Origin of the sequence: Sulfitobacter aquimarinus (genome assembly GCF_040149565.1) — a bacterium.
GTDB lineage: Bacteria > Pseudomonadota > Alphaproteobacteria > Rhodobacterales > Rhodobacteraceae > Sulfitobacter > Sulfitobacter aquimarinus.
In genome coordinates this window covers 41,119-65,511 of sequence record NZ_JBEFLO010000009.1, presented here as the reverse complement: position 1 = coordinate 65,511, position 24,393 = coordinate 41,119, and the positions used below count along the sequence as shown (strand labels likewise).

Genomic DNA, 24,393 nt, shown 5'->3' with positions numbered 1-24,393 from the left:
TTCAACCACGTGGTATGGCGTTAAAATATGAAATCGCCTGCGTCAAACTCTGCCAATGTGGTGGCAACAAAGGTGATCGTGTCGCTGCCTTGGGTCAGGACCACGCGCCCGCCAACCTGTGCGGCCTGCGCGCTCCAATCGGCAAAGCTCGACAGGCCAGCGATGTCCAACCTGTCCGCCGCTCCGTTCCAGTCGTTGATCCGGTCATTGCCGTGACCGCTTGCAAAGACGAACACATCCGCCCCGCCACCGCCCGACAAGGTGTCGTCGCCCGCGCCCCCGTTGATCCGGTCCGAGCCGGTGCTGCCCGACAGGCTGTCGTCGCCCCCGCCGCCAAATAGCGTGTCATTGCCCGTGCCGCCCAGCAGCACGTCATGACCGCCATTGCCATACATCACGTCATAGCCGCTGCCGCCTTCCAGCCGGTCCGCCCCGTCGCCCCCCAACAGCGTGTCGGAGCCGATGCTCCCCGCGAGTAGATCATTCCCCGTGCCGCCCGTGATGCTATCGTTGCCGTTGCCGCCATACAGGCTGTCGGCGCCGGCATCGCCAGCAAGCGTGTCATTGCCGCTGCCGCCGCGGCCAATGTCGGCACCGTCGCCACCCAAAAGAAGGTCATTGCCGATGTTGCCATCCAGCGTGTCGTCGCCTGTATTGCCATGGATCGTATCATCGCCCACGCCGCCGTCGATCTGGTCGTGACCGTCCTGAACTGTCGCGCCAGTGCGGAAATCTCCGTACATCAGGTCGGCGCCTGCGCCGCCAAACATCGTGTCATCCCCCGCCAGCATAAAGCCCGCGACATCAACATCGCCGTAAACTGTATCATTGCCCGCATTCCCGTAGAGCAGGTCATCCCCGCCCGCGTAGGTGGTGTTGAGCGTATTGAGCGCATCGCCGTAAACGACATCCTCGCCACTGCCTGCGGACACGGTATCGTCACCGCCGCTGCCAAAGGCCGCAGCACCGGTAAAGCTGACGTCCGCCGTGAGCGTGTCGTTATCCGCCCCGCCGCTAAGCGTATCATCGCCCGTCCCGCCAAGCAGCGTGTCCGCGCCGGTTTGCCCGCGCAAACGGTCATTGCCGCTGCGCCCCTCGATGCGGTTGGCACCCGCGTCACCGTACAGAAAATCATCGTGGCTTGAGCCTGTGAGGTTCTCGATTGCAACATAGCTGTCGCCCGCCGCCTCGCCCGCTGAACCACCGAGCCGCAAGTTTGCGATCACCCGCGCGTCCGCGTTCAGATAGCTGGCTGTGTCGGTGCCTTCGCCCCCGTCCAGCGTGTCGGCGCCCAGACCGCCGATCAGCGTGTCGTTGCCCGCCATGCCTTCCAGCAGGTTATCGCCCGCATCGCCTTCGAACAGATCATCCCCTTCGCTGAAGGTAATCCCAAGCTCGGCAATCACAGCCTCGCTGAGGCCATTGTCACTGACGTGGACATTGTAGGTGCCGCTGACGATTTCGGGATAAAGGCTGACGCCCGCTATTCCGGTGTATTCAGCCGTAAAGGTCAGTAGGGACCCTGTTCCAAACGCCTCGATCGTGAACCCAAGCCCACCGCCACCGCCCAAAAGCGCCTCTTGCTCTGCAAAACCGGGTGAGGTGATGCCAGTCGTTGAGTCAGGATAATCGCGGCTATAGGATCTGAGGGAGCCATCACCGTCCGCATCCGTCCAAAGATACATGGAGGCACCGGCATGATCGACAGCAAATGAATAGGTGTTCCCCGCGACAACATTGAACACAAAACCGTCAGTATCCAGCGCCCCATTGGCAAGCGCGGTCGTCGTTTCGTTTATGTTCATTGGGCCAGCCAGACCCGTCCAAATGGCGGGCCGATCATCGGTGATCCCTGCGGTGGCTGTGATCGTATAGCTTAGCCCGTCCAGCAACGCAGGGGTCAGATCGGTGCGAACACCGTTACGGGTGACAGTCGTAAAGTTCGCTATGGTAAGATCAACCTCACCGTCCTCCAGAGCGGAAAAAATGTACGTCCGCTGACCTGCAGCGTTTGACGAATTGCTCTCCCATTCCGTGGCGCCCGAGTCCCATGCTGCACGTATATATCCTGCAAAGTAGCTGTTGGGCGCATAGTCGAGCGTTATCGTGTAAAACTCACCTGCCTCCACCTGAAGCGAATAGACGTCCATATCACCAAAGTGGATGTCTTCAGTGATCGGGGCATCGACGCCAAGCGCCGTTGCCATATCGGATGTATCCCCGACCGCATCCGCGACCTCGAAAACCGTGATTTCAAAATCGGTGTTCGGTGCAAGATAGGTCTGGTTTTCCAAAGAGAACGTGAATTGCGTATCCGCAGTCAGCCTGTTGGTTACGAAGCTGTAAAACCTTTGAAAATCCCATTCGCTTCCCTGGCCGCGAACCTGCTCTACCCCACCAATCCGGCCAGTGGCACTTGTTATATCTGTGTAATAATCACCATCAATATAAACGACATAGGCGTTTCCCGTCGTGCCCGAAAAGCTATAATATTGCTCTAGATCCAGCGCAGAATACACATCCGCATAGGTCTGGCCGATGCCAACATTCTGCGCCGTGGCCGCGCTTAGGTTACTGCGTCCGATGTCCGTTCCCAAATCCTGCAACTCGACCGTGTAGCCCATGCCGGTAAAAGTCTGGAGCGCGCCTTCGGTGTTGTCGGCTGTGACATCGATCGAGAAGCCTGTGTTGAACTCGTTACTGGGGTCTCGCAGCATTGTTGTTTCCAGGTGCCATCCGTCTTGTGTCTCAACACGGTGCAAACGGTTCAAATCTGCGGTGACGTACATATCAAGGTTCGGATCAGCCAGCAGTGCAGCGCTTGGCGTGACGACCACACGGTAATAATTTCCCGTCACGGCACTGTCGTAGTAAAAATAATCGCTATCGCCTGTGTAGTCGAGCACACCAGAATAGGTCACATCAGGAATGATATCGACATCTGCGGCGTTGTCGTCGGGGGCAGAGGCAAACAAAACCGCACTATCGCCAAGGGTCACAGTATAGTTCCCTGTAAATCCTGTGAGCGATACAAACATCCGATCCGCCGAGGTAGAAGCAGGGACATAGAGCGACCGACCGATGCTATCAGGCAGCTCCTCGATCGAGAAATAGTTCCTGTTCCAATAGTTGCCCCAGTTTTGAACATGCGTATAGACACTGACCTGCGCATTGCTGAGATCGACATCCCCCGTCACGGTCAGATAGGTGCCGCTGACGAAGTCTCCGTTGCTATACGATCCGTTTGTCAGCTCGATCCAGTCGATGTCGCTTGGGCCTGTCAAACTGCTCGAGAAGGTTTCTCCGACGCCTATGGATTGGGGGGTAAGGTCGGTTCCAGGCAAGTTAGACACAGGTATTTCCCTCAATTAGCAGTTGACCCTTCGTCAAATCGCATGGTTGCGCATGGAGTTCATCTACTTTTTCATGACCAGCGGCAAAAATCCGCAATTTGCGGCTTCATGGCGTCACACCAAAGACTTCGCGCAAATGGGGCAACTGCGTTTGCGTGGTTTTTGTAAATTCACCTCGCCTCCTGCCCCTCCCTCCAAGATAATCAATCGAACTCTCCGAGGTGAGAACGGCACAAGCAATCCTTACCTTTTCATATGGGCCTACGTGGTTGTGGTGCACCGGGCCGCTTCGCCATGCATGGCTGGGCATTGCTATTAAAGCATCAGCCCTCCACCGGTCGCGCTTGATCGCCTGTCTGCGACCAATAGCGCGATGACTGCCGCCTTTAGAAAATGAGGTCGTCTTCCTCAAGCGCATCATCACTCATGACAATCAACGTCGCGGCCTCCCCATCAACGCATCAGGATCGGCGAACACATCGGCAAGCCCGCTCACGTCAATGCGGTTGGCCGCGCCATCTGCGCCAAAATCATTGATCGTGGTAGAGCCCTGATCCGCTCCGACAAAAAAGACTTCATCGCCGTTGCCGCTCTCGGCGTAAAACGCGGAGCCCGCGCTTTGGCCGTCGATGAAGTCGTTGCCCTCGTCCATCTAGATTTAGCGGGAACTCACCTCGAAAACAACACAACTAAAACAATTGCTTACGCACACTCAGTCAAAAGCAGACGTTCAGAATAATGGCACAATTGTTAAAACTCAGCAGATACAGGATCGCCCGCGGCAACGATTGTTTCGATCTTTGCAGGGTCAGCAGGCCCTAATTTTTGAGATCAGCCAACCTACACAAGCGTTTAAACACTGGTTATTCGTGCAGTCCCCTGCCCTTTTCACGATGTGGTGCTAGATTGAATTCCAACAGGAACGAAGGATCACCACATGACATTTTCCGACTGCCAGACGCGCAGCAAAAACATGATCTTTGGCGCGCTGGTCGCGGATGCTGCCGCGTTGGGAACGCATTGGATTTACGACCAGGCGCATATTGCCGCCATCGCCCCCGAAACGCCTGAATTCACGCCACCCTTGGCCAAGAACTACGAGGGCGTAATGGGTTTTTTCGCACATGGTGGCCGCGGGTCGGGTGCGCAATCACAATACGGCGAACAGGCTTTGGTAATGCTTCGCGTTTTGGCAAACGCGCACGGAGAGTTCGAAGCCGCCGAGTTTGCGGAGGCGTTCCAAGCGCACTTTGGCTATGGCGGCGAGTATATCGGATATATCGATCATGCCACGCGTGACACGCTCGATAACGCCCGACGGTTTGAGGATCGCGCCCTACAGATTGCCGCCGAATTGGGGGCCGATGTTGCGCCGCGCACACGCAAAGAGATTGTGGCGATGGCCATTCCAATGCTGGCACGGATGTCGGGGAACACCCTGGAAACAGCGTTCGAGAAACGACTGCTGGCAGATTACGATGATGCCGCCCAGCGTAATTTCGGCATGGCCTTGCTGCGCCAGTTGCAGACCACCCCCCGCGCCACAGGCGCTGTAGACATTCAACTGCCCGCCACGGCCAAGCTACCGCCGCTTGTTGCAGTCTTGGCATCGGCCAAAGACGTGGCGTTTGATCACGACGTCGCATCGGCGGTGCAGACAACTTCCGACCACCCTGTCGCGGCCGAATACGGGCGGATCGTAAGCCATATGATGCGAGCAGCCTTGGTTGACGGCACTGTCGCGGCGGTAACGCAAGCCGCGCAGACAACTGCCACTGGCGATGCGGCCGCGTTGATTGCAAAAGCCTTGGGGATGTCAAAGACAGATAACGCTCGGGTCACCGCTGAATTCGGCATGGCCTGCGATCTGCCCTATGGCGTGCCGTCGGCCCTGCACAACATCGCAACAGCGCCCGATTTCGCAACGGCCGTGCGGCGCAACATCTATGGCGGTGGCGACACCTGTGGCCGAGCCATGATCGTAGGTGCGGTTGCAGGCGCGCTATATGGCAGGGATAATCCCAAAGGCATTCCACAAGCGTGGATTGATCGACTGGCCGCAAAGGACGAGGTCAATAGGCTTGTGTCCAAGCTGCTCGATTAGCATCAGGTGCGGCGCACAAAAGACGCCCTCTAAAGGACGCCAGCAAGGGACACCAAAATGTCCCGTTGGCCACAATCGGTGTCAGACTGCATCACGCGTCAAAAGCATTTCGGCAACCGCGGCCTGCGAACCTGAACGCGATGCTGCACAGCGCCATCCGCCGCGCCCCCATCCATCGGCAACCGAGAAAGCCACCGCTGTCAGCCTCTACACCTTTGGCGCCACGGGCCTGCGCAAAGGGGCCATGCTCATGGAGTTCAACACCCCCACAAATCCACTCGATCATTTCGAACAGATGCTCCACGCATTCTTAACCCGCAGAACCCACGCCGCAAACCTTCAGAAAGAAGGCACCATCAACGTCCTCAAGCCCTTCTTTATTTTGCCTTTAAACTCAATCCCGTAACCAGCCCCAACCGCCAACAGCCCCGTTCATCCCGAGCGCAGAAACGTCGGCCGCCCCAGCCCGCCAATCTCGCGCCGCGCCACGCGCAGCGCGATCACAAAAGACAACACCAACCCCGTCGCCACACCCGCCGCGATGCCCAGACGGATCCCCGTCAGCCCTCCATCGATCACATAGGCGAACAGCCAGATGAACAGCGCGATCCCGATCCACTGCCGGTATATCCCGATCCACATCGTCCACGCCGCTTTCTTGAGCGCCTGCAACAACGAGTTGATCGAGAAGAGCACCACATAGATCGGCAGGATCAACGCCTCGACCTTCAAAAACAGCGCCGAGATGCGGATCACTTCTGCATCATCCGAAAACACCCGCGCCGCCAATCCGCCCCCGAACCACAAAAACGGGAAGGCCAGCGTTGTGCCGATCACGCCCAAGATCCAGCAACGGTGGAAGGCCTCTTGCACCCGCTGAGGATTACCTGCGCCAAAGTTCTGCGCCGCAATCGGCACCAGCGAGATCGTGATGCCAAGGGCGGGCAGCAGGAACAGCTGCTCAATCCGCATGGTGATGCCGTAGGCCGCCAACGCCGCCTCGCCGTGGTCTTTGAGCGCGTATTGCACGATGAACCCGCTTGAAAATGTCACCAGCAGCGCAAAGCCCGCAGGGAAAGCTTGGGCAAAAATCTCGGCGTATTTGGAAGGCACCGGAATGAACTCGGCGGCGCGCAGGTTCTGCATCATCGCGCGGCCAAACACCCGCCACAGGATAAAGACGGCCACGCCTGTCTGGCTCAGGATCGTGGCGAGCGCGATGCCGTTGAACCCCAAACCCCCAATCACTCCGGGGATGCCGAACATCAGCAACGGGTTCAGGCCGATGTTGACAAAGAACGCCACGACCAGCGCGCGCTGCATGGTGCGCGTATCGCCGCGGGCTTGCAGAATACCGTTGGCCGCAGGGCCAATGATAAACCCCGGCAGCGCAAAGATCAGCCAATAGAAATAGCCAAGGCCCGCATCGCGGTAGCCCCCCGGTTCGGACACCACCGCGATCAGATGCGGGCCTGCAAAGGCCGCGATACATCCCATCACCGCAACCGCCACCACCGCCAGCCCGATACCCTGCGCCGCCAGATGCCGCGCCTCTGCGTCGTCGCGGCGGCCCTTTGCGTTGCCCACAAGCGCGCTCATCGCAGAGCTGAGGCCGAAGCCGATCGCGACCAGAATAAAGAACGCCTGAAACCCCACTGCCAGCCCCGCCTGCGCCTGCGTGCCGAAGAACCCCGCATAGAACGTGTCGACCACATTATAGAGCGTGCTGAACAGCATCCCCACAGCCGCAGGAATGGCAAGGCGGCGGAAGTGGCCCGTAAGCGGGCCTTCGGTCAGATCATATTCGGTCATGGGCAACTCTGGGGGTATTAAATGGAAAAGGGCGCCCGAAAAGGCGCCCTTCTTTGTCAAATCTCAAACGAGGCTCAGAGGCCCCATTTCAAGGCCGTCTGCTCAAAGAAGCCTTGGGTCTTTTTCAGCTCGATCCAGCTGTTGACGTAGTTGATCCAGACCTGATCGGTTTGCGGCAGCAGCATCGCGATCGGGGTCGGGGCACGGGGCGTGCTGACTTCGACTTGACGAACATTCGGGAACTTTTCCAACAAGGTAGAGCCTTCGATGTTAGAGGTCACAAAGACATCCGCGCGGCCCGACAGCACTTCCTGAAAGCCGCGTGCAGGTGCTTCGACCACGACGATCTCTGCGTCGGGGAACCACTCCTTGACCATCTTCTCGAACGAGGTGCCAAGCGTGGTGGCGACCTTTACGTCCGCTTTGTTGATGCTGTCCCAGCCCGAGAAGTTGCCAACCTTGTCATCGGTGGTGAAGGGGAACATCTCAACCGCGATATAGCTGTTGGAATAGCCTGCCGCCTTCAAACGCGCAGGGCTGATCGAGGCAGAGCCGGTCATGTGGTAGTTGCCCGCCACAACGCCGTTCACCAGCGTTTTCCAATCGGTCGGCACCATCTCCAGCTCGACGCCCAGATCGGCGGCCAGTTGGGTCATGATGTCGATGTCATAGCCGACATAGGAGTTCGTCGCGGGGTCACGAACGGTCATCGGATTCCAGTCGCCGGTTGTACCGACCTTCAGCACGCCCTCGCTCAAAATCTCGTTCAATGCGGACTGCGCTGTGGCGCTGCCCGCCATCAGGGTGGCGGCGAGCCCTACGGCCAGCCCCAGTTTCTTGAAAATCGTCATGTCGTATCCCTTGTCGTTTGCCATCTGCGCCATCCGCACGGCTTTTATGTGTTGCACGGCAATCTAATGCAGGTTGCGCTTTGGGCAACTGTCAACCTAAGTATACATCTGAAAAAGGAGAGGTCTATGGCCGATCACGCCCCCCGCGATCACACAAATGCGATTGAGATCAAGGGCCTCAACAAGTGGTATGGCGACTATCAGGCGCTGCGCGACGTCAATCTGACAGTAGCCCACGGCGAGCGGATTGTCGTTTGCGGCCCATCTGGCTCTGGCAAGTCGACGTTGATCCGTTGTGTGAATTCGCTGGAGGAGCACGACACAGGCCAGATCACGGTGGATGGAACGGTGATGGGCGACGCCGCCTCGATCGAGGCGATCCGCTCGGAGGTTGGGATGGTGTTCCAGCAGTTCAACCTGTTCCCGCATCTGACGATTTTGCAGAACCTCACGCTGGGCCCGATGAAGGCCCGCGGCCTCAGCCGCCGTGACGCGGAAGAGCGGGCGATGAAGTATCTTGAGCGCGTGCAAATCCCCGAACAGGCCGACAAGAAACCCGCCGCCCTGTCGGGAGGCCAGCAACAGCGCGTGGCCATAGCGCGGTCGCTGTGCATGGAGCCCAAGATCATGCTCTTTGACGAGCCGACCTCCGCGCTCGACCCCGAGATGATATCGGAAGTGCTGGACGTGATTGTGGATCTTGCCGAAAGCGGCATGACCATGATTGTGGTGACGCACGAGATGGGATTTGCCCGTCGTGCGGCCGACCGGATGGTATTCATGGACCACGGCGCGATTGTGGAGACGGGCACGCCGACCGAGTTCTTCGAGAACCCGAAGACCGACCGCTGCAAAACCTTTCTCAACCAGATCCTGAAACATTGAGCGCACTTATGAAAAACCTGTGTCTTCTCGCAGCGCTGACCCTGCTGGCCGGTTGTGGCAGCGGCGGCAACTGGGGCTGGTATGTGATTGATCCGACCACGCCCAAGGGGATGTCCAACATCACCTTCCTGCTGAACGGGTTTGGTGCCACGATCCTGCTCTCGGTGATCGCGGCGGTGCTGTCGATGGTGATCGGGCTGATGGTCGCCCTGCCGGGCATGTCGTCGAACCGCTGGATCAGATTGCCCAGCCGCATCTACATTGAATTCATCCGCGCCATCCCGCTGCTGCCCATGCTCTTCTGGGTGTTCTACGGGTTGCCTGTTGTGCTCAAATCCATCGGTATCTCGGTGAGCATTGATGCCTTCTGGGGCGCGATCATCACGCTCGCTATTTCGGACAGCGCCTTCACGGCAGAGATCTACCGCTCGGGTATTCAGAGCATCGCACGCGGCCAGACAGAGGCGGCCAAGACCATCGGCCTGACCTATAGCCAGACCATGCGCTATGTGATCCTGCCCCAAGCGATCCGCCGCATTCTGCCGCCGCTGGCCAACCAGTTCATCTATATCGTGAAAATGTCGGCCTTTGCCTCGGTCATCGGGATGCAGGAGCTCACCCGCCGCGCGAACGAACTGGTCGTGACCGAATACCGCCCGCTGGAAATCTACACGCTGCTGATCCTCGAATACCTCGTGCTGGTGCTGATCATCAGTTTCTTCGTGCGCTGGCTGGAACGTAAAATGGGCGCGGACGAGAGCCGCTGACACAGGAGAGAAAAAGGTGAACTGGACCAAATTTCTGGACGAGACGATGACACGGATGGGCAGCTTGCAGGCGCAAGCGCCCAAGATGTTTGAAGGCTTCAACACGATGGGCAAAGCGGCCAAACGAAACGGCGCGCTGGACGAAAAAACGAAAGAGCTGATCGCCCTCGGTATTGCCATCTCCACCCGCTGCGACAGCTGCATCGGCTTTCACGTCAAATCACTGGTGCGGCTGAATACCACCCGCGAAGAGCTCTGCGAGGCGTTGGAAATGATCGGCTATATGGGCGGCGGGCCGTCTATCGCCTTCGGCGCAAAGGCGCTCGAAGCCTACGACGAATTCACCGCGACCTAAGCGAGGAGTGCCGCACGCCGAAGGCGCGCAAACGAGGAGCGTGCAGGCTGGCTCATCCGCCCACCGCCGACAGGATCAGCGCCCGCGCCTGCGGCACCAATACCTCCAACTGCGGCAGATCATTCACGCATAAAAACCGCATGCCAGTCAGGGCGTCGGGCGACAGCAGGGCGGCGACATCGCAACCCAAACCGCCCGCGCCCTGCCCGCTTTTGATGTGCAGATGGTCCTTGCCCTGCACAATCACCGCCGCATCCTGCGACAGGCAAAAATGGTTGTGCAGCCCTTGCGGCAAAAACTGCGACACATCCCTGAAACGGTGCGCAACATTGCGCCGAAACAAGTCGCCATGCGCGTCAAAAAGCGCGGCCATCACCGACCGACGCATCGGATGCACGACATGCGCCGCAGCAAAGACGCGCCCAGGGCCAAAACCGCAGATCGCCGCCGCATTCATCTGCACAAAATGCGCGAACAGCGCCGGATCATCGCGGGCCGCAGCATTGCCCGCCAGCGCAGTGCAATCGCGCCACTGCCCGCGCAGCACAGGGTGCATCCCCACAAATACATCGGACACCCGCAGCGGTGCGGTCAAAAACACATCGTCGTTGAAATACAAGAACCGCTCGCTCAGCCCGTCGATCCGCCACATTACACTTTCAATCGACAGCGAATTGAATGTGGGCAAGGCGGTCTCATACCCCGCGAAAATCTGCGCATGTGGCACGATCCGCACCTTGGCCGCCAACGCCTGTGGCAGCCCACTCAGGTCGGGGGCTTCCCCGTGGGTCACGATCCAGACAGTGCGCAGCCAGGGCGCATGGTTGTGCAATGACCGCAAACAATACTGTATCTCGTCGCTTTGCTCCCAACGGTGGGGGTTGCTGGCATTTTCACCCAATGGCGCGTTCTGTTGCGCCATATACCGCGCCCGCAATCTTCGGTGCTCAGGTGCGTTCCCATCGACCCAAGTGATCACGGCATCCACGGGGCTTTCATGCAAATTATCCGTCAAAGTGACCTATTTCCCGCCCAACGCATCTGGTTAAATCTGGACATAGTGCTTCACTGCAAAAGGCCAGCCCATGGCCCACCTTGACGGGCGCAATCGCCAAGCCGAAACTGAGGCCCGATCAAACCGCAGGACCCGCCATGAAACCGACCACAGACCCCGACACCCTGCGTCAATGGATCGGCAAAACCGAAACCTTGCATGACACGCTCCACCCTCAACCCGCCAACCTGATGGAGATGACGCTGGACCGCGCACCGCAGCTTGGGCGCGGCGACGCGCTGCCGCCGCTGTGGCATTGGCTTTATTTCCTGCAAAGCGCCCCGCTGGGGGAACTGGGACGTGACGGGCATCCGGCCAAGGGTGGCTTTTTGCCACCTGTCGCACTGCCACGGCGGATGTGGGCGGGCGGGCGCTTTGGCTTTACGGACGCGCTGCGGATCGGAGCAGATGTCACCAAGACCTCGACCATCAAGGATGTCACCCTGAAACAGGGCCGCTCGGGGGCGCTGTGTTTTGTGACCGTCCGCCACGAACTTGCAGCAAAAGGCGCAGCGCCCGCACTGTGGGAGGAACACGACATTGTCTACCGCGAAGACCCGTCAGAATCCGCACCTCCCGCCCCCACAGCCTCCATCGGCAAAGACTGGCACCACTCCGAGGAAATCACCCCAAGCGAGGTCATGCTGTTTCGCTATTCGGCGCTGACCTTTAACGGGCACCGCATCCATTACGACCGCGACTATGCCCGCGATGTCGAAGGCCACGCAGGGTTGGTGGTGCATGGCCCGCTTATCGCCACTTTGCTGATGGGTATGGCGCAACGGCTGGCGCAGGGGGCGCAGCCGTCGGCGTTTCAATTCCGTGCGGCAAGCCCTCTGTTTGATACCGCGCCCTTTACACTTCATGCACGCACCATCGATGGTGGCTATGATCTGGCCGCTGCCACGCCGCAGGGGCGGATGGCGATGCAAGCCTCCGTCACGTTCTAGCCAGCCCCTCCCCGCAAGCGACAGCACGACCAACGCCAGACAGGTCGGATTGCGCGGGGCGCGCCCGATGCGGCCGTCACAGAAAGGGCGGTGCTGTTGACAGTCATGGGCGCGCACTCCTTTCTGGTAGCGGGCACGGGGAGACGCGAGATGGCGGTAAATAACGAAGGTGGCACGGGGCCGTGGCAAACGGCACTGGGTCAGATGTGGCAGGCCCCTGCCCCGCTGCGCGACACGCTGCCGCCGCGCAGTGACGCGAACGATAGCGACAAACGGCTGCCCGATCTTGCAGCGGCCTTTGACGCGATGCAGATCAAGGACGGGGCGACGCTGTCGTTCCACCACCACTACCGCAACGGCGACAGGCTGATCTGTGCCGTGCTGGAGGAAGCGGCGCGGCGCGGTTTGCGCGGGCTGACCATCGCGCCCAGCTCTTTGTTCGGCGTGCACGCGCCTTTGGCGGCGCTGATGCAGAGCGGTGTGATCGCGGATGTGGTGACCGATTATGCGCGAGGAGGCGCAGCAGACGCGATGATGTCGGGCGCGTTGCGGTCCTTGCCCGTGCTGCAAAGCCATGGCGGGCGGGCGCGGGCGCTGACGACGGGGCAGCTGCGGGTTGACGTTGCTTTTATCGGGGCGTCGCTTGCGCGGGTGAATGGCGCGTGCACGGGGCGTGGGGGCACGCTGGCCTGCGGGCCGCTGGGCTATGCGCAAGTCGATGCGGGCTATGCCAAACGCACGGTGGTCTGCGCCCATGAGATCACGCAGGCCGCGCTGCCGCTCACCGATGTCCCGAGCCACCATGTCGATGCGGTCATCCCCTTTGCGCACCCCGGTGATGCGGGGGGCATCGCCTCGGAAACGACTTTGGCCGCGCAGACGGCGCAGGCCGCGTCCATCAGCGACCTTGTGGCACAGGTGGTTGTAGCGGCGGGTATGATGCGCGACGGCATGTCGCTGCAAACAGGCGCGGGAGGATATTCGCTCGCTTGTGTGCCGGTGATCGGGCAGGCCATGGCGACGCGGGGGATCACGGGGGGCTTTATTTCTGGCGGGATTACGGGGGCACATGCGGCGTTGCTGCGCGGCGGCCTCTTTTGCCGCATCCATGATGTGCAGTGCTTTGACATTGCCGCCGTGGCCTCGGCCCTCACCAACCCAGACCACCGCATCATGAGCGCCTCTGAATACGCCAACCCCCAGCACCCCGCACCCGTCGTTGACCGCCTTGACGTGATGGTACTGGGCGCGGTCGAGGTAGACGCCGCGTTCAACGTCAATGTCACAATAGGTGGCGACGGGCGACTGATTGGCGGGCCGGGCGGGCACCCCGATGCCGCCGCAGGGGCGCGGCTGACGATTGTGACCACGGGTCTAAACGGTGGCGGTTATGCCAAACTGGTCGAGCGTGTGCGCTGTGTCACGACCCAAGGTCGTGACGTGGACGTAGTAATTACCGATCACGGCATCGCGGTGAACCCGCAGCGCCCCGACGTGCGGGCGGATCTAGCAAGGGCCGGCCTGCCCGTCGTGGATTTCGCGCAATTGCAGGCACTGGCCGCGCAATCGGCCAGCAAAGCCGCCCTGCCAAATCCAGACACGCCGCGTCTTATCATCGAACACCGGCGCGGCGGAGCCTTGGATTGGGCTTAGGTGTGAAAATTATTTCTGACTAAATTTATCAAGAATATTGCATTCTGCGGCGGAATCAGTAATTGAGTAAAACAGTACGATTTACGCCAGAGAGGAAAACCAATGGCCAACCGCACCACCGCCCCCCTTTTTATCGCCGCAGCAGCGCTTGTCGGCAGCACCTTGGCCGCCACGGCCGAGGGCCAGCTGAACCTGTATTCTTCGCGTCACTACGACACGGACGAGCGGCTTTATAGCGACTTCACCGAAGCCACGGGCATCACCATCAACCGGATTGAGGGCAAAGCAGACGAGCTGATCGCCCGTATGCAGGCCGAAGGGCGCAACTCTCCTGCTGATATTTTGCTGACGGTAGACACATCGCGCCTGCAACGGGCCAAGGACGCGGGCGTGCTGCAAAGCGTAGACAGTGACGTACTGGAAGCGCGGGTGCCGTCGAACCTGCAAGACAGCGACAACCAGTGGTTCGGCTTTTCGCAGCGTGCGCGGATCATTTTCTACGACAAAAACGACGTGAGCAATCCGCCGATGGATTACCTCTCGCTTGCCGATCCTGCGTATAAGGGGATGGTGTGCCACCGCTCGTCCTCCAACGTCTATAGCCAGACGTTGCTGGCATCCGTGATTGAAAACCACGGGACCGAGGCCGCAACGGCATGGGCGCAGGGCATGGTCGACAACTTTGCACGCGACCCGCAAGGCGGCGATACGGACCAGCTGCGCGGCATCGTGTCGGGCGAATGTGATATCGCAGTCGCCAACACCTATTACTTCGCCCGCGCCCTGCGCCGCGACGTATCGGGTGTGACCGCAGATATTGACCAGATCGGTTGGATCTTCCCTGCGCAAGACGCCGAAGGCGCGCATATGAACCTGTCGGGTGGTGGCTTGGCCGTGAACGCGCCGAACCGCGATAATGCCATCGCGTTTCTGGAATACCTCACCTCGGATTCCGCGCAGCAGTATTTCTCGGCAGGGAATGACGAATTCCCCACCGTCGAGGGCGTCGCGCTGAGCGAAAGCGTTGCCAAACTGGGTGAGTTCAAAGCCGATGATGTGGACTTGTCCGCCGTTGCGTTGAACGTGCCCGAAGCGCAGAAAATTTTTGACACTGTCGGCTGGAAGTAAACCCTTCTTATCCGCGAAAAAGCGCCCCTCGCACCCTTTGGTGCGGGGGGCGTTTTATTTGGCGAGTCCCCCATGATAGGATCGCGCCAATGCCGCAGAGGAGACCGCATATGTATCTGGCCATGAACCGCTTTACCGTCACCACACAAAACGCCGCTGCGTTTGAGGCGCTGTGGCTGAACCGCGAAAGCAACCTTAAAAACATGGACGGGTTTGTGGAGTTTCACATGCTGAAGGGACCAGAGGTGAACGGGCGGATCGTCTATGCCTCGCACACGGTTTGGGCATCCGAAGACGCCTTTCGCGGTTGGACCACATCAGACGCGTTTCGCGCCTCGCATAAGGGGGCCAAGGACACTGCAAAGCTGTATGAAGGGACGCCTGTATTCGAAGGGTTCACGGCGATCCAGCATATCGCGTGACCAGCGCGGGCAGTTCTGCGAAATCGTCAAACGCGGCGGTGTGGGGGATTTGGTCCACAGGCGTTTTGCGGTAGCCTTTGGTATAAAGCAGGAAGGGTATGCCCGCCTCTTGTGCGGTTTGGGCATCAACCTCGCTGTCGCCGACATAGATGCACGGCCCTTCGCCCAATGCTTTGAACGCGGCATGTAACGGCGCGGGGTCGGGTTTGTGCACAGGCAAACTGTCGCCCCCCCAGACCGTCGCGAAATACCGACCAAGGTCGAGATGATCCAGCACGGCATGGGTCGGCGCCAAGGGCTTGTTCGTGCAAATGCCAAGGGGGCAACCCTCCGCCTTCAGCGCATCCAGCGCGGCCTCTACGCCTGCGTAAATCTCGGTCTTTGTAAATGCTGTCAGGTAGGCCTGTTTGAACGCGGGCAACAGACCATCATGCAGATCGGCGTCCAGCGATGTGGCCGCCAGCATACGGCGGATGAAGGTGCTGACACCATTGCCGATAAAGCTGTGGGTCTGGGCCAGCGTGATCTGTGCGCCATGCGGTGCGATCAGCGTATTGGCCACGCCGTGAATGTCGGGGGCGCTGTCGATCAGCGTACCATCGAGGTCGAATACGATACGAGTACTCATGCCAATGCCAACCTTTGACGCACAAGGGTCGTCCAATACGAACACCCCCAGGCGATCACATCATCATTAAAATCATAGGCAGGATGGTGCAGCCCCGCTGACGGCCCGTTGCCGATGTTAATCATCGCTCCAGGCACCACGTTGAGCATGAACGAGAAATCCTCGCCCCCCATGCTGGCGGGCATGTCGAGGCTGACATGCTCCACACCCGCCACCTCTTGGGCGGCGCGGGCGGCATGTGCTGTGCCCTCCACATCATTGACGGTCACGGGATACATGCGGATATATTCCAACGTACCTGTGGCGCCTTGGGCGGCACAGGTCTGGGTGACCAGCTGGCGCAGGCGCTCCTCGATCCCTGTTCGGGTCTCCTCGCGGAGGGTGCGGACAGTGCCAGTGATCTCGACGTCTTGGGGAATAACATTGAATGCGTCGCCTGCGTGGATCGTGCAAAGCGAGATGACGGCGTTGTCCATCGGGTTCAGGCCGCGTGCGGTAAGGCTTTGTACGGATTGGACAAGGGAGGCCGCGATGGGCAACGGGTCAACGGTGTTGTGCGGCATCGCGGCATGACCGCCGCGGCCTGTGACCTTGATGCGGACCTCGTCCACCGAGGCCATGATCGGACCGTCGTTGATGGTGAAATGACCCAGCGGCAGATTCGGACGGTTGTGCATGCCGTAGACCTCGTTGCAAGGCCAGCGGTCGAACATGCCATCATCAATCATGGCTTGCGCACCTGCGCCGCCTTCTTCGGCGGGTTGAAAGATCACCAGCACGCGGCCATCAAAGCTGCGGCTTTGGGCCAGTTGTTTGGCCGCGCCCAGCAGCATGGTGGTATGCCCGTCGTGACCGCAGGCATGCATCTTCCCCGCGACCTGTGACGCCCATTCAGCGCCTGTTTCCTCGGTTATTGGAAGCGCGTCCATGTCCGCCCGCAAACCGATGGTGCGGCCCGATGTGTTCGCCTGCCCATAGATAACACCCACAACGCCCGTCTGGCCGATGCCCTCGACAACCTCGTCCACGCCGTAGGCCCGCAAACGCTGCGCGACAGTAGCGGCCGTCCGCTGCACGTCATACAACAGCTCGGGGTTGCGGTGCAGGTCGCGCCGGAATTCTGTCAGCTCTGCGATGTCCTTTGCGACCCAGTTTTCAACTGCCATGGTGTGCTCCGCCTGTTCCAACATTTTCAGATGGCAGCATTGGCCTTGAGGGCCAGACGGTCAACCCGATTATCGGCACATCCGACAGCTAACCCTGACCGCAGGTTGAATAAAAAATATATCGTCGCTTTTGGAAAATGATGCGTATAGTGCAATATATTTCCTACCGACCCCACGTCCAAACCCACCGAGAAGCCATTGTCAGTTGACCTATCCACACCCGCGCCGCGCACGGCTAAAGCCAAGGACACCATTTCCAAGACTCTGGAGATGGACATCATTTTTGGCCACATCGCCCCCGGGGACCGTCTGATCGAAGACGAGTTGATGGAGCGTTTCAGCGGGTCGCGTCACGCCATCAGGGCGGCCATCGACACCGTCGTCAAACGCGGGCTGGCCAAGCGGGAGCCGAACAAGGGCGCCCATGCCTGCCGCTACTCCCACACCCAGATCACCCAGATGTACGAGCTACGCAACATCCTGCAAGACGCCGCAATTACCAGCATCCGCTTTCCTGTTGATCCGACGGTGATCACCGCGCTCTCGATCCTGAACGACGCACATGGCACCGCCTGCAAACGCGGCGATCTGGAGGCGATGTTTCACCTCAACGAACAGTTCCACAGAACGGTTTTTGCGTGCTGCGACAACAAAGAATTATGCGCCGCGATCGAAGCCGAATCCCGCAAAACCCAGCCCATTCGCACAAACAGCTTCAAAGTTTCGGGGTATCTGGCCCTAGCGCGAAAAGAGCATCGCCAGATTATAGACGCCTTGGTTGCCAGCGATCACGCCGCATTGTTGATGCTATCGCGCGCCCATATTGATCGGCCAATGCGCGACTATATCAAGCGGTATCAACTGGTTGAGTGAAGTTAAAATTTACCATTAATTTTCAAAGATTTAACCCAACATCACTGCCCCACCCATCTTTCCACATCTGTTCACCGCTTTGTCGCGCCTCTCTCCCCCGAGTGGTTATAGAATCGTCCTAATCTCGCCACTTTTTAGCGGCAGAAAAAGGGGGTTACGAAGTCGTGTGGAGTAGTGAGTATGAAAATTTTGGCGGTTGATGACGACCCGATTATTCTGGAGCTATTGGAGCAGTTCATTCTGGCCATTGGCGACCATGATCTGACCACTGCAGAATCGGCACATGACGCGATTGCCCTGTTGGGCGACGGGCCTGAGCAGCCTTTTGACTGTTTCTTGCTGGATATCCAGATGCCCGGCATGGATGGCATCGCGCTCACCCGTCAGATCAGGCGGACGGTGCAGTATGTCTCGACGCCGATTGTGATGCTTACCGCGATGTCCGAGAAACGCTATATCGACAATGCTTTTGCCGCAGGGGCCACCGACTATGCGACCAAACCGTTCGACCTGACCGAGCTGAAGGCGCGGATCAATATGGTTGAGCATCTGGTGACAGGCCAGCAGGCAAAGACCTCAAAAGTGTTCGCCGCGACCCGTCTTGTCGACAATGCATCCGTCCAAAACGCAGTGGACGTGCATGAACCGATCGAATTACACGACATCGACAATGTGATCGCCTGCACAGCGATGGAAAACTACGTGGCCCAGCTGTCGCGCAATTCGCTATTCGGATCGACCGTCTTCGCCTTCTCGTTGCGCACCCCGGACATTTACTGTGACTATCTCACTGGTGCAGAGTTCAAGTTCCTGATCGAAGACGTGGCCGAGATTATTTCCGACTGCCTGTCGAGGCATCAATTCCTGATGACCTACGCGGGCAATGGCACCTATCTGTGCATCACTGAAAGTGGCTGGCGTCCCGAAATGCCCGATCTGACCGACACAGTGAACCTACACCTGAGCCGCGCCCAGATCAGAAGCAACCAAAGCAAAGAACTGCACCCCCGCGTGAGTGCGGGCAAGGCCATCAGATTGGTCTGGAAGTCAGGCGATCAAATCCTGAACGCCCTAAGCAAGGCGCAAACCACGGCCGAGGATGCAGCAGCCGAGCATGAGCGCCTGAAAACAGACTTCTTTCATTTGGGGAGATCGGCATGACAGCTTTGGCCCAACAGATGCCCGGCCTTGACCGGATTCGCACGCGGTTCGTCGAGCTGCTGGACACACGCAAAACCAGTATTGCCCGACATGCGCTGGCCGCGTGGGACGGGGAAGACACCGATACGATCAACACAAACCTCGCAGATGCAAAAAGCATCCTGCACCAGATCGCAGGCACAGCCGGCACTGTCGGTTATCCGGAATTGGGCGAGACTGCGCAGCAATGCGAAGCGCAGATCATTGCGCATCTGGAAGGCGACTATGCCGATCTTGCGATCTGCCCGGGCGGGATCATCTGGTGCATCGACACATTCGTCGAAGCCTGCGACGCGATCATTTCACAAGAATAAAAGGTGGAAGGTCAGGCCAATGTCTGTTTGATCTGATCGGCCAAGGCCATCGGATCAAAAGGCTTGCTGATCACATCAGCGGCGCCAATCTGGCGCAACTCTTCCAACTCTGACGTTTGGGCGCGGGCGGTCATGAAGACGGCCGGCGTCTGTGCCATATCCGGCAACGCGCGGATGTGGGCCAATGTCTCTTTCCCCGTCATCCCCGGCATCATCATATCCAGCAAGATGACATCAGGGCGAAACGTCGCAAGCTGCGCCAGCGCTGCGGGCCCGTCCGGACATTGCAGCACCTCGAACTCGCCTGTCATTTCCAGCGCGAGCTTTGCAATCTGGCGGATGTCGTCGTCGTCTTCGACGTGCAAAAGCTTGATCATTGGAAACCCTTTTTAGCTGACGCGCTTGAGGTCGACATCGACACTGCGGTCCAGTGTCGCGTCACGCGGCAGGGTCACATAAAAGCTGGTGCCGACACCTTCGGTACTGTCAAAGCCGATGGTACCGCCCAACTTGTCAACAATCGCTTTACAGATGCTAAGACCCAGACCCGATCCGCCCTTTTTCTGGCGGTCCGAGTTGGTCATATCAGCAAAACGCTCGAAAATCTTGTTCTGCTCTGCTGCGGGGATCCCCTCGCCCTGATCCCGCACGCTGAGCGTGACATGCTTGGCGGTATGGTCGATCGAAACCGTGATTGTGCTGTGCGCAGGCGAAAACTTGGCCGCATTCGTGAGAAGATTGCCCAAGACCTGTATCAGGCGATTGGCATCGCTGTGCAGCATCACGGGGGTCTCGGCGCCTTCGACCTCTACGTTCAGATCGAATCGCTGCAAGAACAGCGCCGACGCCGCGATTGCCTCTTGCACCAAGGCGGAGGCGTCGAGCGGCGCATACTCAAACTCCATCCCGTCATCTGCAATCTTTTGCAGGTCAAGGATGTCATTCAGGATCAGCACCAATCGGTCTGCGTTGCGTTGCGAAATCTCCAGCAACCCCCGTGCCGCTTTGGGCAGATCACCCGCAGCATTCGACAGCAACAGCCCCATCGACCCCTTGATCGACGTCAGGGGCGAGCGGAGCTCATGGCTGACGGTTGAAACGAAATCGTCCTTTACCTTCTGTTCGGCCAGATCATCGCTGATGTCGTGTAGCATCACCGTCACGTGCCGACCGTCCGGCAGGGGTGTCACGATGGGCCGGAAACTGCGATCGCCTGCGTGAAAAACAGCACGGTGCGGGATGGCAGTATCCTGCACCAGCGCCCGCAGCACAGCGTATTGATCGGCGGGAATAATATCGCGCAACACATAGGCGGTGACACGGGCCGCCGCGATATGGTTGCGGTATGCAACCGTTTCAGTCTCGCGGTTGATCACCCAGACCTCATGCGCCAATCCTGCCAGAACCTGCGCCTGTGGCGTTTGATCCGCACGCGGCGCACCGCGCAGCAGCGGAACACCCGCCGCCAGCACCACGGCACCCGCCACCGCTACACTCTGCGCCAGCCACCCCGACAAAAGCCAGATAGACAGCACATACCAAAGCAGTGCCAGCGCCAAAGCGCCCGCAAAAATGAACGCCCGCGATCTATAGCTGGTAGGTTTCACGAAAGCCTGATCCTTTTTCATCGCTGCTGCTCCGCGGAAAACCACCGAGGCACGGGGCCGTGTATCGTCCAGTAAGGTGACAATTTTGAGGCAAAACCACACATTATCCTACCGCCTTTTTCTGTTGTCCGCGTGCGGTATAATTCGCGCCGATGATGTGATCGATGATATGCTCGATATCGACTTGGGACTTGATCAGCGTCGCGGTGATCCGCACATCCTGCGGCACACGGTTTTCGGCCGACAGCGCGATGATGCGCGCCTGCGGATGGTTGTGCGACAGGCTTGCCAACAGCTCGCCCAGGTCGCCGTCAGGCAGCCCCCAATCCACTAAAATCACGTCCCACAAGGCGCGCCCCATGGTGGCCCGCGCCTGTTGTAGGCTGTGCGCCGCGCTGACCACCGCCAAATCCCCAAGGCCCGCCGCAATGACATCGCAAAAATCGATGTCCGCTTCGATGTGCAAGACCTTCAGGCCGTTGGCACGCAGTGGCATCCCCGCCTGCCCCCGTTCGTCTTTTGCAGATGTATCCGCAGTGGCCAGCGGGCAGGAAAACCAGAAAACGGTGTTGCGGTTTTCGTCTTGGTCAAACCCGATCTCGCCTCCCAGTCGTGCGACGATTTCGCGGGTGATGCGCAGGCCCAGCCCTGCGCCGCCCTTGCTGCGCGTGTCCGAAGCATCGGCCTGGGTGAACGCTTCGAACATACGGGACTGAAACCGCCCGGGAATGGCGGGGCCGATGTTTTCGACATAGACGGTGGCGAAACCGCCCGACACATCTGTCCGCAAAGTGACGGCTGTGTCGCGGTCCGAGAATTTGCAAGCATTCGAGATTAGGTTAATGAGAACCTGACGAACACGGGCCACATCCGCATAAATCTGCACCTCTGCGTCCTGCGCCTGATGCGTGAACGTGTTGCCGTTTTGCTGTGCGTCAGGCGCCATGAAGTCAATCGTGTCCTCGATCAGCGCGTCCAGCGCCAAAGGCGCAAGTTCGAACACCACCTCGCCCGACGATATCCGCTCAAGATCGAGGATATTGTTGACGATCATGGTCAAGCGATCCGAATTGACTTGGGCGATTTCCAGCAAACGCCGCGCGGGGGCGGGCAGCGTGTCGGCATTGCTGGCCTCCAGCAACCCCAAAGCCCCCTTGATCGAGGTCAGCGGCGTGCGCAGTTCGTGACTGATCGTTGCGATAAATTCGCTTTTGAGTTGCTCGACGCGTTTTTGGTCGGTGATATCAACGATCTGCGCGATATAGACATACTCGTCACGGTTCTTGTCAAACGTCCAGCTTAGGTGGAACAGGCCCCAACACGTCTCGCCGCTGCGGGTGCGGAGTTGCACCTGACTTTGGTAAGTTTCAGAACTGCCGGAACGCAACAATTTGCGCACATCGCGAGACAGGGAAACATAGCATTTGCGCGACACGATCTGCGCCAGCCGCATGTCGTTTTGCAACACCTCCAGACTGTAGCCGCACAGCCGCGCCAGCGCAGTGTTGCCGCCTAAAAAGTGCCCGCTTTCGTCCATGACCGCCATGCCAACAGGCGCTTCCCTTAGAACGGCGCGAAAGCGGGCCTCGCTCAGCTCCAGCGCGTTGCGGGCGTGGCGCAGCTCGGTCACGTCGCATTGGGTGCCGATCAGCCGCGTGGCGCGACCCCGTGCATCCAGCGCGCTCGGCACGGCATCGGAATACATCCAACGCCACCCGTCCTCGAAACGAAAGCGGTATTCGGCGATGCTGCGTGGTGTTTCACCCGCGATGCAAGCGCGGTCCGCCTCGCGCAAGGTCGGGAGATCGTCGGGGTGCACCCGTGCGATAAAGTCACGCTGGTGATCAAATGGCGGACCATCAGGGTCGGTCCCCGCAATCCGGTGCCACGTGGGCGACATTTCTGCGTGGCCCGTGATCAGGTTGATGTCGAAGATACCGATGCCCGCCCCGTTCAGAGCGATGTCATACCTTTTATGCAATGCTGCGATGTCGGTCTCGCCGTTCAGTTGATCCGTCACATCGCGGATCAGAACCGTTGTTTTCTGATCGCCCTCTGCCGTGTGCCAGACGTTCGATTGCACATCCAGCTTCAAACATTTGCCACTACTTAGCACCCCTTCGGCGTTGTAATTGGCATTGGGTGTGTCCTGGGTGCGCAGCTCCAGAAAATCAGACAGCCATTTGCCCCTGAAATCTTCCTGACGGTACCCGAACAAAACGGCGGCGGCCTGATTGGCGTAAAGAATCCGCCCCTCGGAATCGAGCGTCAGAACCACCGATACGTTGCTTTCCAGCAAGGTCCGGTTTTCTTCTTCGCGTGCGCCAAGCTCGCGTGCGCGAAGCGCGGCGGTTCGTTTTAATGTGTTGTGATGGCTTGCTGTTACGCGCAAAGACACCGCCAACCCCAGCGACAAGGCCATACCAGACAGCAACAGAAGGTAGGCCAAATGGCTTGAATGCGCGGCGTCAAACGTCTGGGTGCTGTTGAAACGGATTTTCCACTGGCGACCATAAAGCTGTGCTGTGTGCAGCGACGTCTGTTTACCGACAAAGTCGGGATCAGGCGGGATTTCCGAAAAGATGCGGTCCGCGCCATCCGTGATGGTCAGCGTAAATTTGTCGGGGCTGCGTCCCTTGATCGCCGCAAGAATGGCGTCTTTGGTAAACCAAAGAGCGACCCATCCAGCGGGATCATCCCCTGCGGATTGCGGTGCCAATGCGCGAACCATGGCAAACCCGCCGACCGCACTGCCCCTGTGACCGCTGATGATCTGAGGGCTCAGCCGCGGGTGTTTACTGCCCACAGCAGCGGCCAGAGTGTCTGTAACCGGATTGCTGGCATCTGTGCTGCGCACCAGATCAACCCCCAGAATATCAGGTGCCATATCGCCAAGGTTCAGGTTCGCGACATAGGCCCTGAAGCTGTCTGCGGATGTGTCTACCTGCGCGAAAGCGGCCGCCCCGCCCAGCATTTGCGCGTAAATCCGCACCTGACTGCGCAGGCTTTGCATCGCATAGGTGGCTTGTTTTTCAAACTGCGATTGCGCCCGCAAGTGTTCGAATTTCAGGGCGTAGTTAAAGAGCATGATGCTCAGCACAACACACATGAGCACAAGCAAACGGCTGCTGCGGCGCGACAACCGCAGTTTTCTGCGCAGGTCAGGCAATGCACCCGGTGCAGCACTGTTTTGGCGGCCCGCTTCATTGCCGGGGCGGCCCCGTTTGATTTTTGACGCAAGGCTGATCAAAACATTCTCCGCACAGCATTC

At 59.1% G+C, this 24,393-nt stretch carries 22 protein-coding genes and 1 pseudogene; 12 read left to right on the top strand and 11 right to left on the bottom strand.

From position 1 onward, the window contains the following. Positions 1–20: 20 nt before the first annotated feature. Complete coding sequence (locus tag ABMC88_RS15250) at positions 21–3,353, bottom strand: calcium-binding protein (protein ID WP_349577763.1); 3,333 nt, start codon at positions 3,351–3,353, stop codon at positions 21–23. Positions 3,354–3,786: 433 nt separating this feature from the next. Then, positions 3,787–4,005, bottom strand: coding sequence for a hypothetical protein (locus ABMC88_RS15245; protein ID WP_349577762.1), 219 nt, complete (start codon positions 4,003–4,005; stop codon positions 3,787–3,789). Between the two features lie 285 nt (positions 4,006–4,290). On the opposite strand from ABMC88_RS15245, the gene ABMC88_RS15240 reads away from it, so the two are divergent. Both ABMC88_RS15240 and ABMC88_RS15235 read left to right on the top strand, forming a co-directional pair. Further along, a complete protein-coding gene (locus tag ABMC88_RS15240) occupies positions 4,291–5,457 on the top strand; it encodes an ADP-ribosylglycohydrolase family protein (RefSeq protein ID WP_349577761.1) in 1,167 nt (388 codons plus the stop codon). Between the two features lie 250 nt (positions 5,458–5,707). After that, complete coding sequence (locus ABMC88_RS15235) at positions 5,708–5,863, top strand: hypothetical protein (RefSeq protein WP_349577760.1); 156 nt, start codon at positions 5,708–5,710, stop codon at positions 5,861–5,863. A 26-nt stretch (positions 5,864–5,889) separates the two neighbouring features. Here ABMC88_RS15235 and ABMC88_RS15230 read toward each other — a convergent pair whose 3' ends face one another. Both ABMC88_RS15230 and ABMC88_RS15225 read right to left on the bottom strand, forming a co-directional pair. Beyond that, complete coding sequence (locus ABMC88_RS15230) at positions 5,890–7,269, bottom strand: MATE family efflux transporter (RefSeq protein ID WP_349577759.1); 1,380 nt, start codon at positions 7,267–7,269, stop codon at positions 5,890–5,892. Between the two features lie 74 nt (positions 7,270–7,343). Then, a complete protein-coding gene (locus tag ABMC88_RS15225; RefSeq protein WP_349577758.1) occupies positions 7,344–8,120 on the bottom strand; it encodes a transporter substrate-binding domain-containing protein in 777 nt (258 codons plus the stop codon). A gap of 126 nt (positions 8,121–8,246) precedes the next feature. Between ABMC88_RS15225 and ABMC88_RS15220 the strand changes: the two genes are divergently transcribed. From ABMC88_RS15220 to ABMC88_RS15210, 3 genes are read left to right on the top strand one after another with little or no spacing between them, the layout of a single operon-like run. Next, positions 8,247–9,005, top strand: a complete 759-nt coding sequence (locus ABMC88_RS15220; protein WP_349577757.1) for an amino acid ABC transporter ATP-binding protein — start codon at positions 8,247–8,249, stop codon at positions 9,003–9,005. An 8-nt stretch (positions 9,006–9,013) separates the two neighbouring features. Next, a complete protein-coding gene (locus tag ABMC88_RS15215; protein ID WP_349577756.1) occupies positions 9,014–9,772 on the top strand; it encodes an amino acid ABC transporter permease in 759 nt (252 codons plus the stop codon). 16 nt (positions 9,773–9,788) lie between these two features. After that, positions 9,789–10,127, top strand: coding sequence for a carboxymuconolactone decarboxylase family protein (locus ABMC88_RS15210; RefSeq protein WP_349577755.1), 339 nt, complete (start codon positions 9,789–9,791; stop codon positions 10,125–10,127). A gap of 52 nt (positions 10,128–10,179) precedes the next feature. Here ABMC88_RS15210 and ABMC88_RS15205 read toward each other — a convergent pair whose 3' ends face one another. After that, a complete protein-coding gene (locus ABMC88_RS15205; RefSeq protein ID WP_349577754.1) occupies positions 10,180–11,049 on the bottom strand; it encodes a stealth family protein in 870 nt (289 codons plus the stop codon). Positions 11,050–11,052: 3 nt separating this feature from the next. Further along, positions 11,053–11,106, bottom strand: a pseudogene (locus tag ABMC88_RS18560) (hypothetical protein); the annotation flags it as partial. Positions 11,107–11,279: 173 nt separating this feature from the next. Between ABMC88_RS18560 and ABMC88_RS15200 the strand changes: the two are divergent. The 4 genes from ABMC88_RS15200 (at position 11,280) to hmuQ (ending at position 15,334) form a co-directional block, all read left to right on the top strand. Further along, positions 11,280–12,131: an HTD2 family dehydratase gene (locus tag ABMC88_RS15200; RefSeq protein ID WP_349577753.1), complete on the top strand. Its 852-nt coding sequence runs from the start codon at positions 11,280–11,282 to the stop codon at positions 12,129–12,131. 150 nt (positions 12,132–12,281) lie between these two features. Then, entirely contained in the window at positions 12,282–13,784 is a 1,503-nt protein-coding gene (locus tag ABMC88_RS15195) for a citrate lyase subunit alpha (protein ID WP_349577752.1), read from the top strand. 102 nt (positions 13,785–13,886) lie between these two features. Then, positions 13,887–14,912: an extracellular solute-binding protein gene (locus ABMC88_RS15190; RefSeq protein ID WP_349577751.1), complete on the top strand. Its 1,026-nt coding sequence runs from the start codon at positions 13,887–13,889 to the stop codon at positions 14,910–14,912. 89 nt (positions 14,913–15,001) lie between these two features. Next, a complete protein-coding gene (gene hmuQ, locus ABMC88_RS15185; protein WP_439655613.1) occupies positions 15,002–15,334 on the top strand; it encodes a heme-degrading protein HmuQ in 333 nt (110 codons plus the stop codon). On the opposite strand, the gene gph is transcribed toward hmuQ, so the two are convergent. Together gph and ABMC88_RS15175 are read right to left on the bottom strand one after the other, a co-directional pair. After that, the gene (gene gph, locus ABMC88_RS15180; protein WP_349577750.1) at positions 15,309–15,962 is read right to left on the bottom strand and encodes a phosphoglycolate phosphatase; all 654 of its coding nucleotides are present in this window, start codon (positions 15,960–15,962) and stop codon (positions 15,309–15,311) included. The two genes, hmuQ and gph, sit on opposite strands and share 26 nt — an antisense overlap. Further along, positions 15,959–17,128 (bottom strand): M20 aminoacylase family protein, encoded by a 1,170-nt coding sequence (locus tag ABMC88_RS15175; protein ID WP_349577749.1) that lies wholly within the window; start codon positions 17,126–17,128, stop codon positions 15,959–15,961. The genes gph and ABMC88_RS15175 overlap by 4 nt, the downstream gene beginning before the upstream one ends. Positions 17,129–17,326: 198 nt before the next feature. On the opposite strand from ABMC88_RS15175, the gene ABMC88_RS15170 reads away from it, so the two are divergent. The 3 genes from ABMC88_RS15170 to ABMC88_RS15160 all read left to right on the top strand — a co-directional run bounded on the left by ABMC88_RS15170 (position 17,327) and on the right by ABMC88_RS15160 (position 19,515). Continuing rightward, a complete protein-coding gene (locus tag ABMC88_RS15170; RefSeq protein WP_349577748.1) occupies positions 17,327–18,001 on the top strand; it encodes a GntR family transcriptional regulator in 675 nt (224 codons plus the stop codon). A gap of 180 nt (positions 18,002–18,181) precedes the next feature. After that, a complete protein-coding gene (locus ABMC88_RS15165) occupies positions 18,182–19,162 on the top strand; it encodes a response regulator (RefSeq protein ID WP_349577747.1) in 981 nt (326 codons plus the stop codon). Further along, on the top strand, positions 19,159–19,515 hold the full coding sequence (locus ABMC88_RS15160; RefSeq protein ID WP_349577746.1) for an Hpt domain-containing protein: 357 nt from the start codon (positions 19,159–19,161) through the stop codon (positions 19,513–19,515). The genes ABMC88_RS15165 and ABMC88_RS15160 overlap by 4 nt, the downstream gene beginning before the upstream one ends. Before the next feature lie 11 nt (positions 19,516–19,526). On the opposite strand, the gene ABMC88_RS15155 is transcribed toward ABMC88_RS15160, so the two are convergent. The 3 genes from ABMC88_RS15155 to ABMC88_RS15145 form a co-directional block, all read right to left on the bottom strand. Next, positions 19,527–19,892: a response regulator gene (locus tag ABMC88_RS15155; RefSeq protein ID WP_349577745.1), complete on the bottom strand. Its 366-nt coding sequence runs from the start codon at positions 19,890–19,892 to the stop codon at positions 19,527–19,529. 12 nt (positions 19,893–19,904) lie between these two features. Next, entirely contained in the window at positions 19,905–21,143 is a 1,239-nt protein-coding gene (locus ABMC88_RS15150; RefSeq protein WP_349577744.1) for a sensor histidine kinase, read from the bottom strand. Positions 21,144–21,225: 82 nt separating this feature from the next. Next, positions 21,226–24,372 carry a PAS domain S-box protein gene (locus tag ABMC88_RS15145; RefSeq protein WP_349577743.1) on the bottom strand — a complete coding sequence of 1,049 codons (3,147 nt, stop codon included), beginning with the start codon at positions 24,370–24,372 and terminating at the stop codon, positions 21,226–21,228. Positions 24,373–24,393 lie beyond the last annotated feature (21 nt).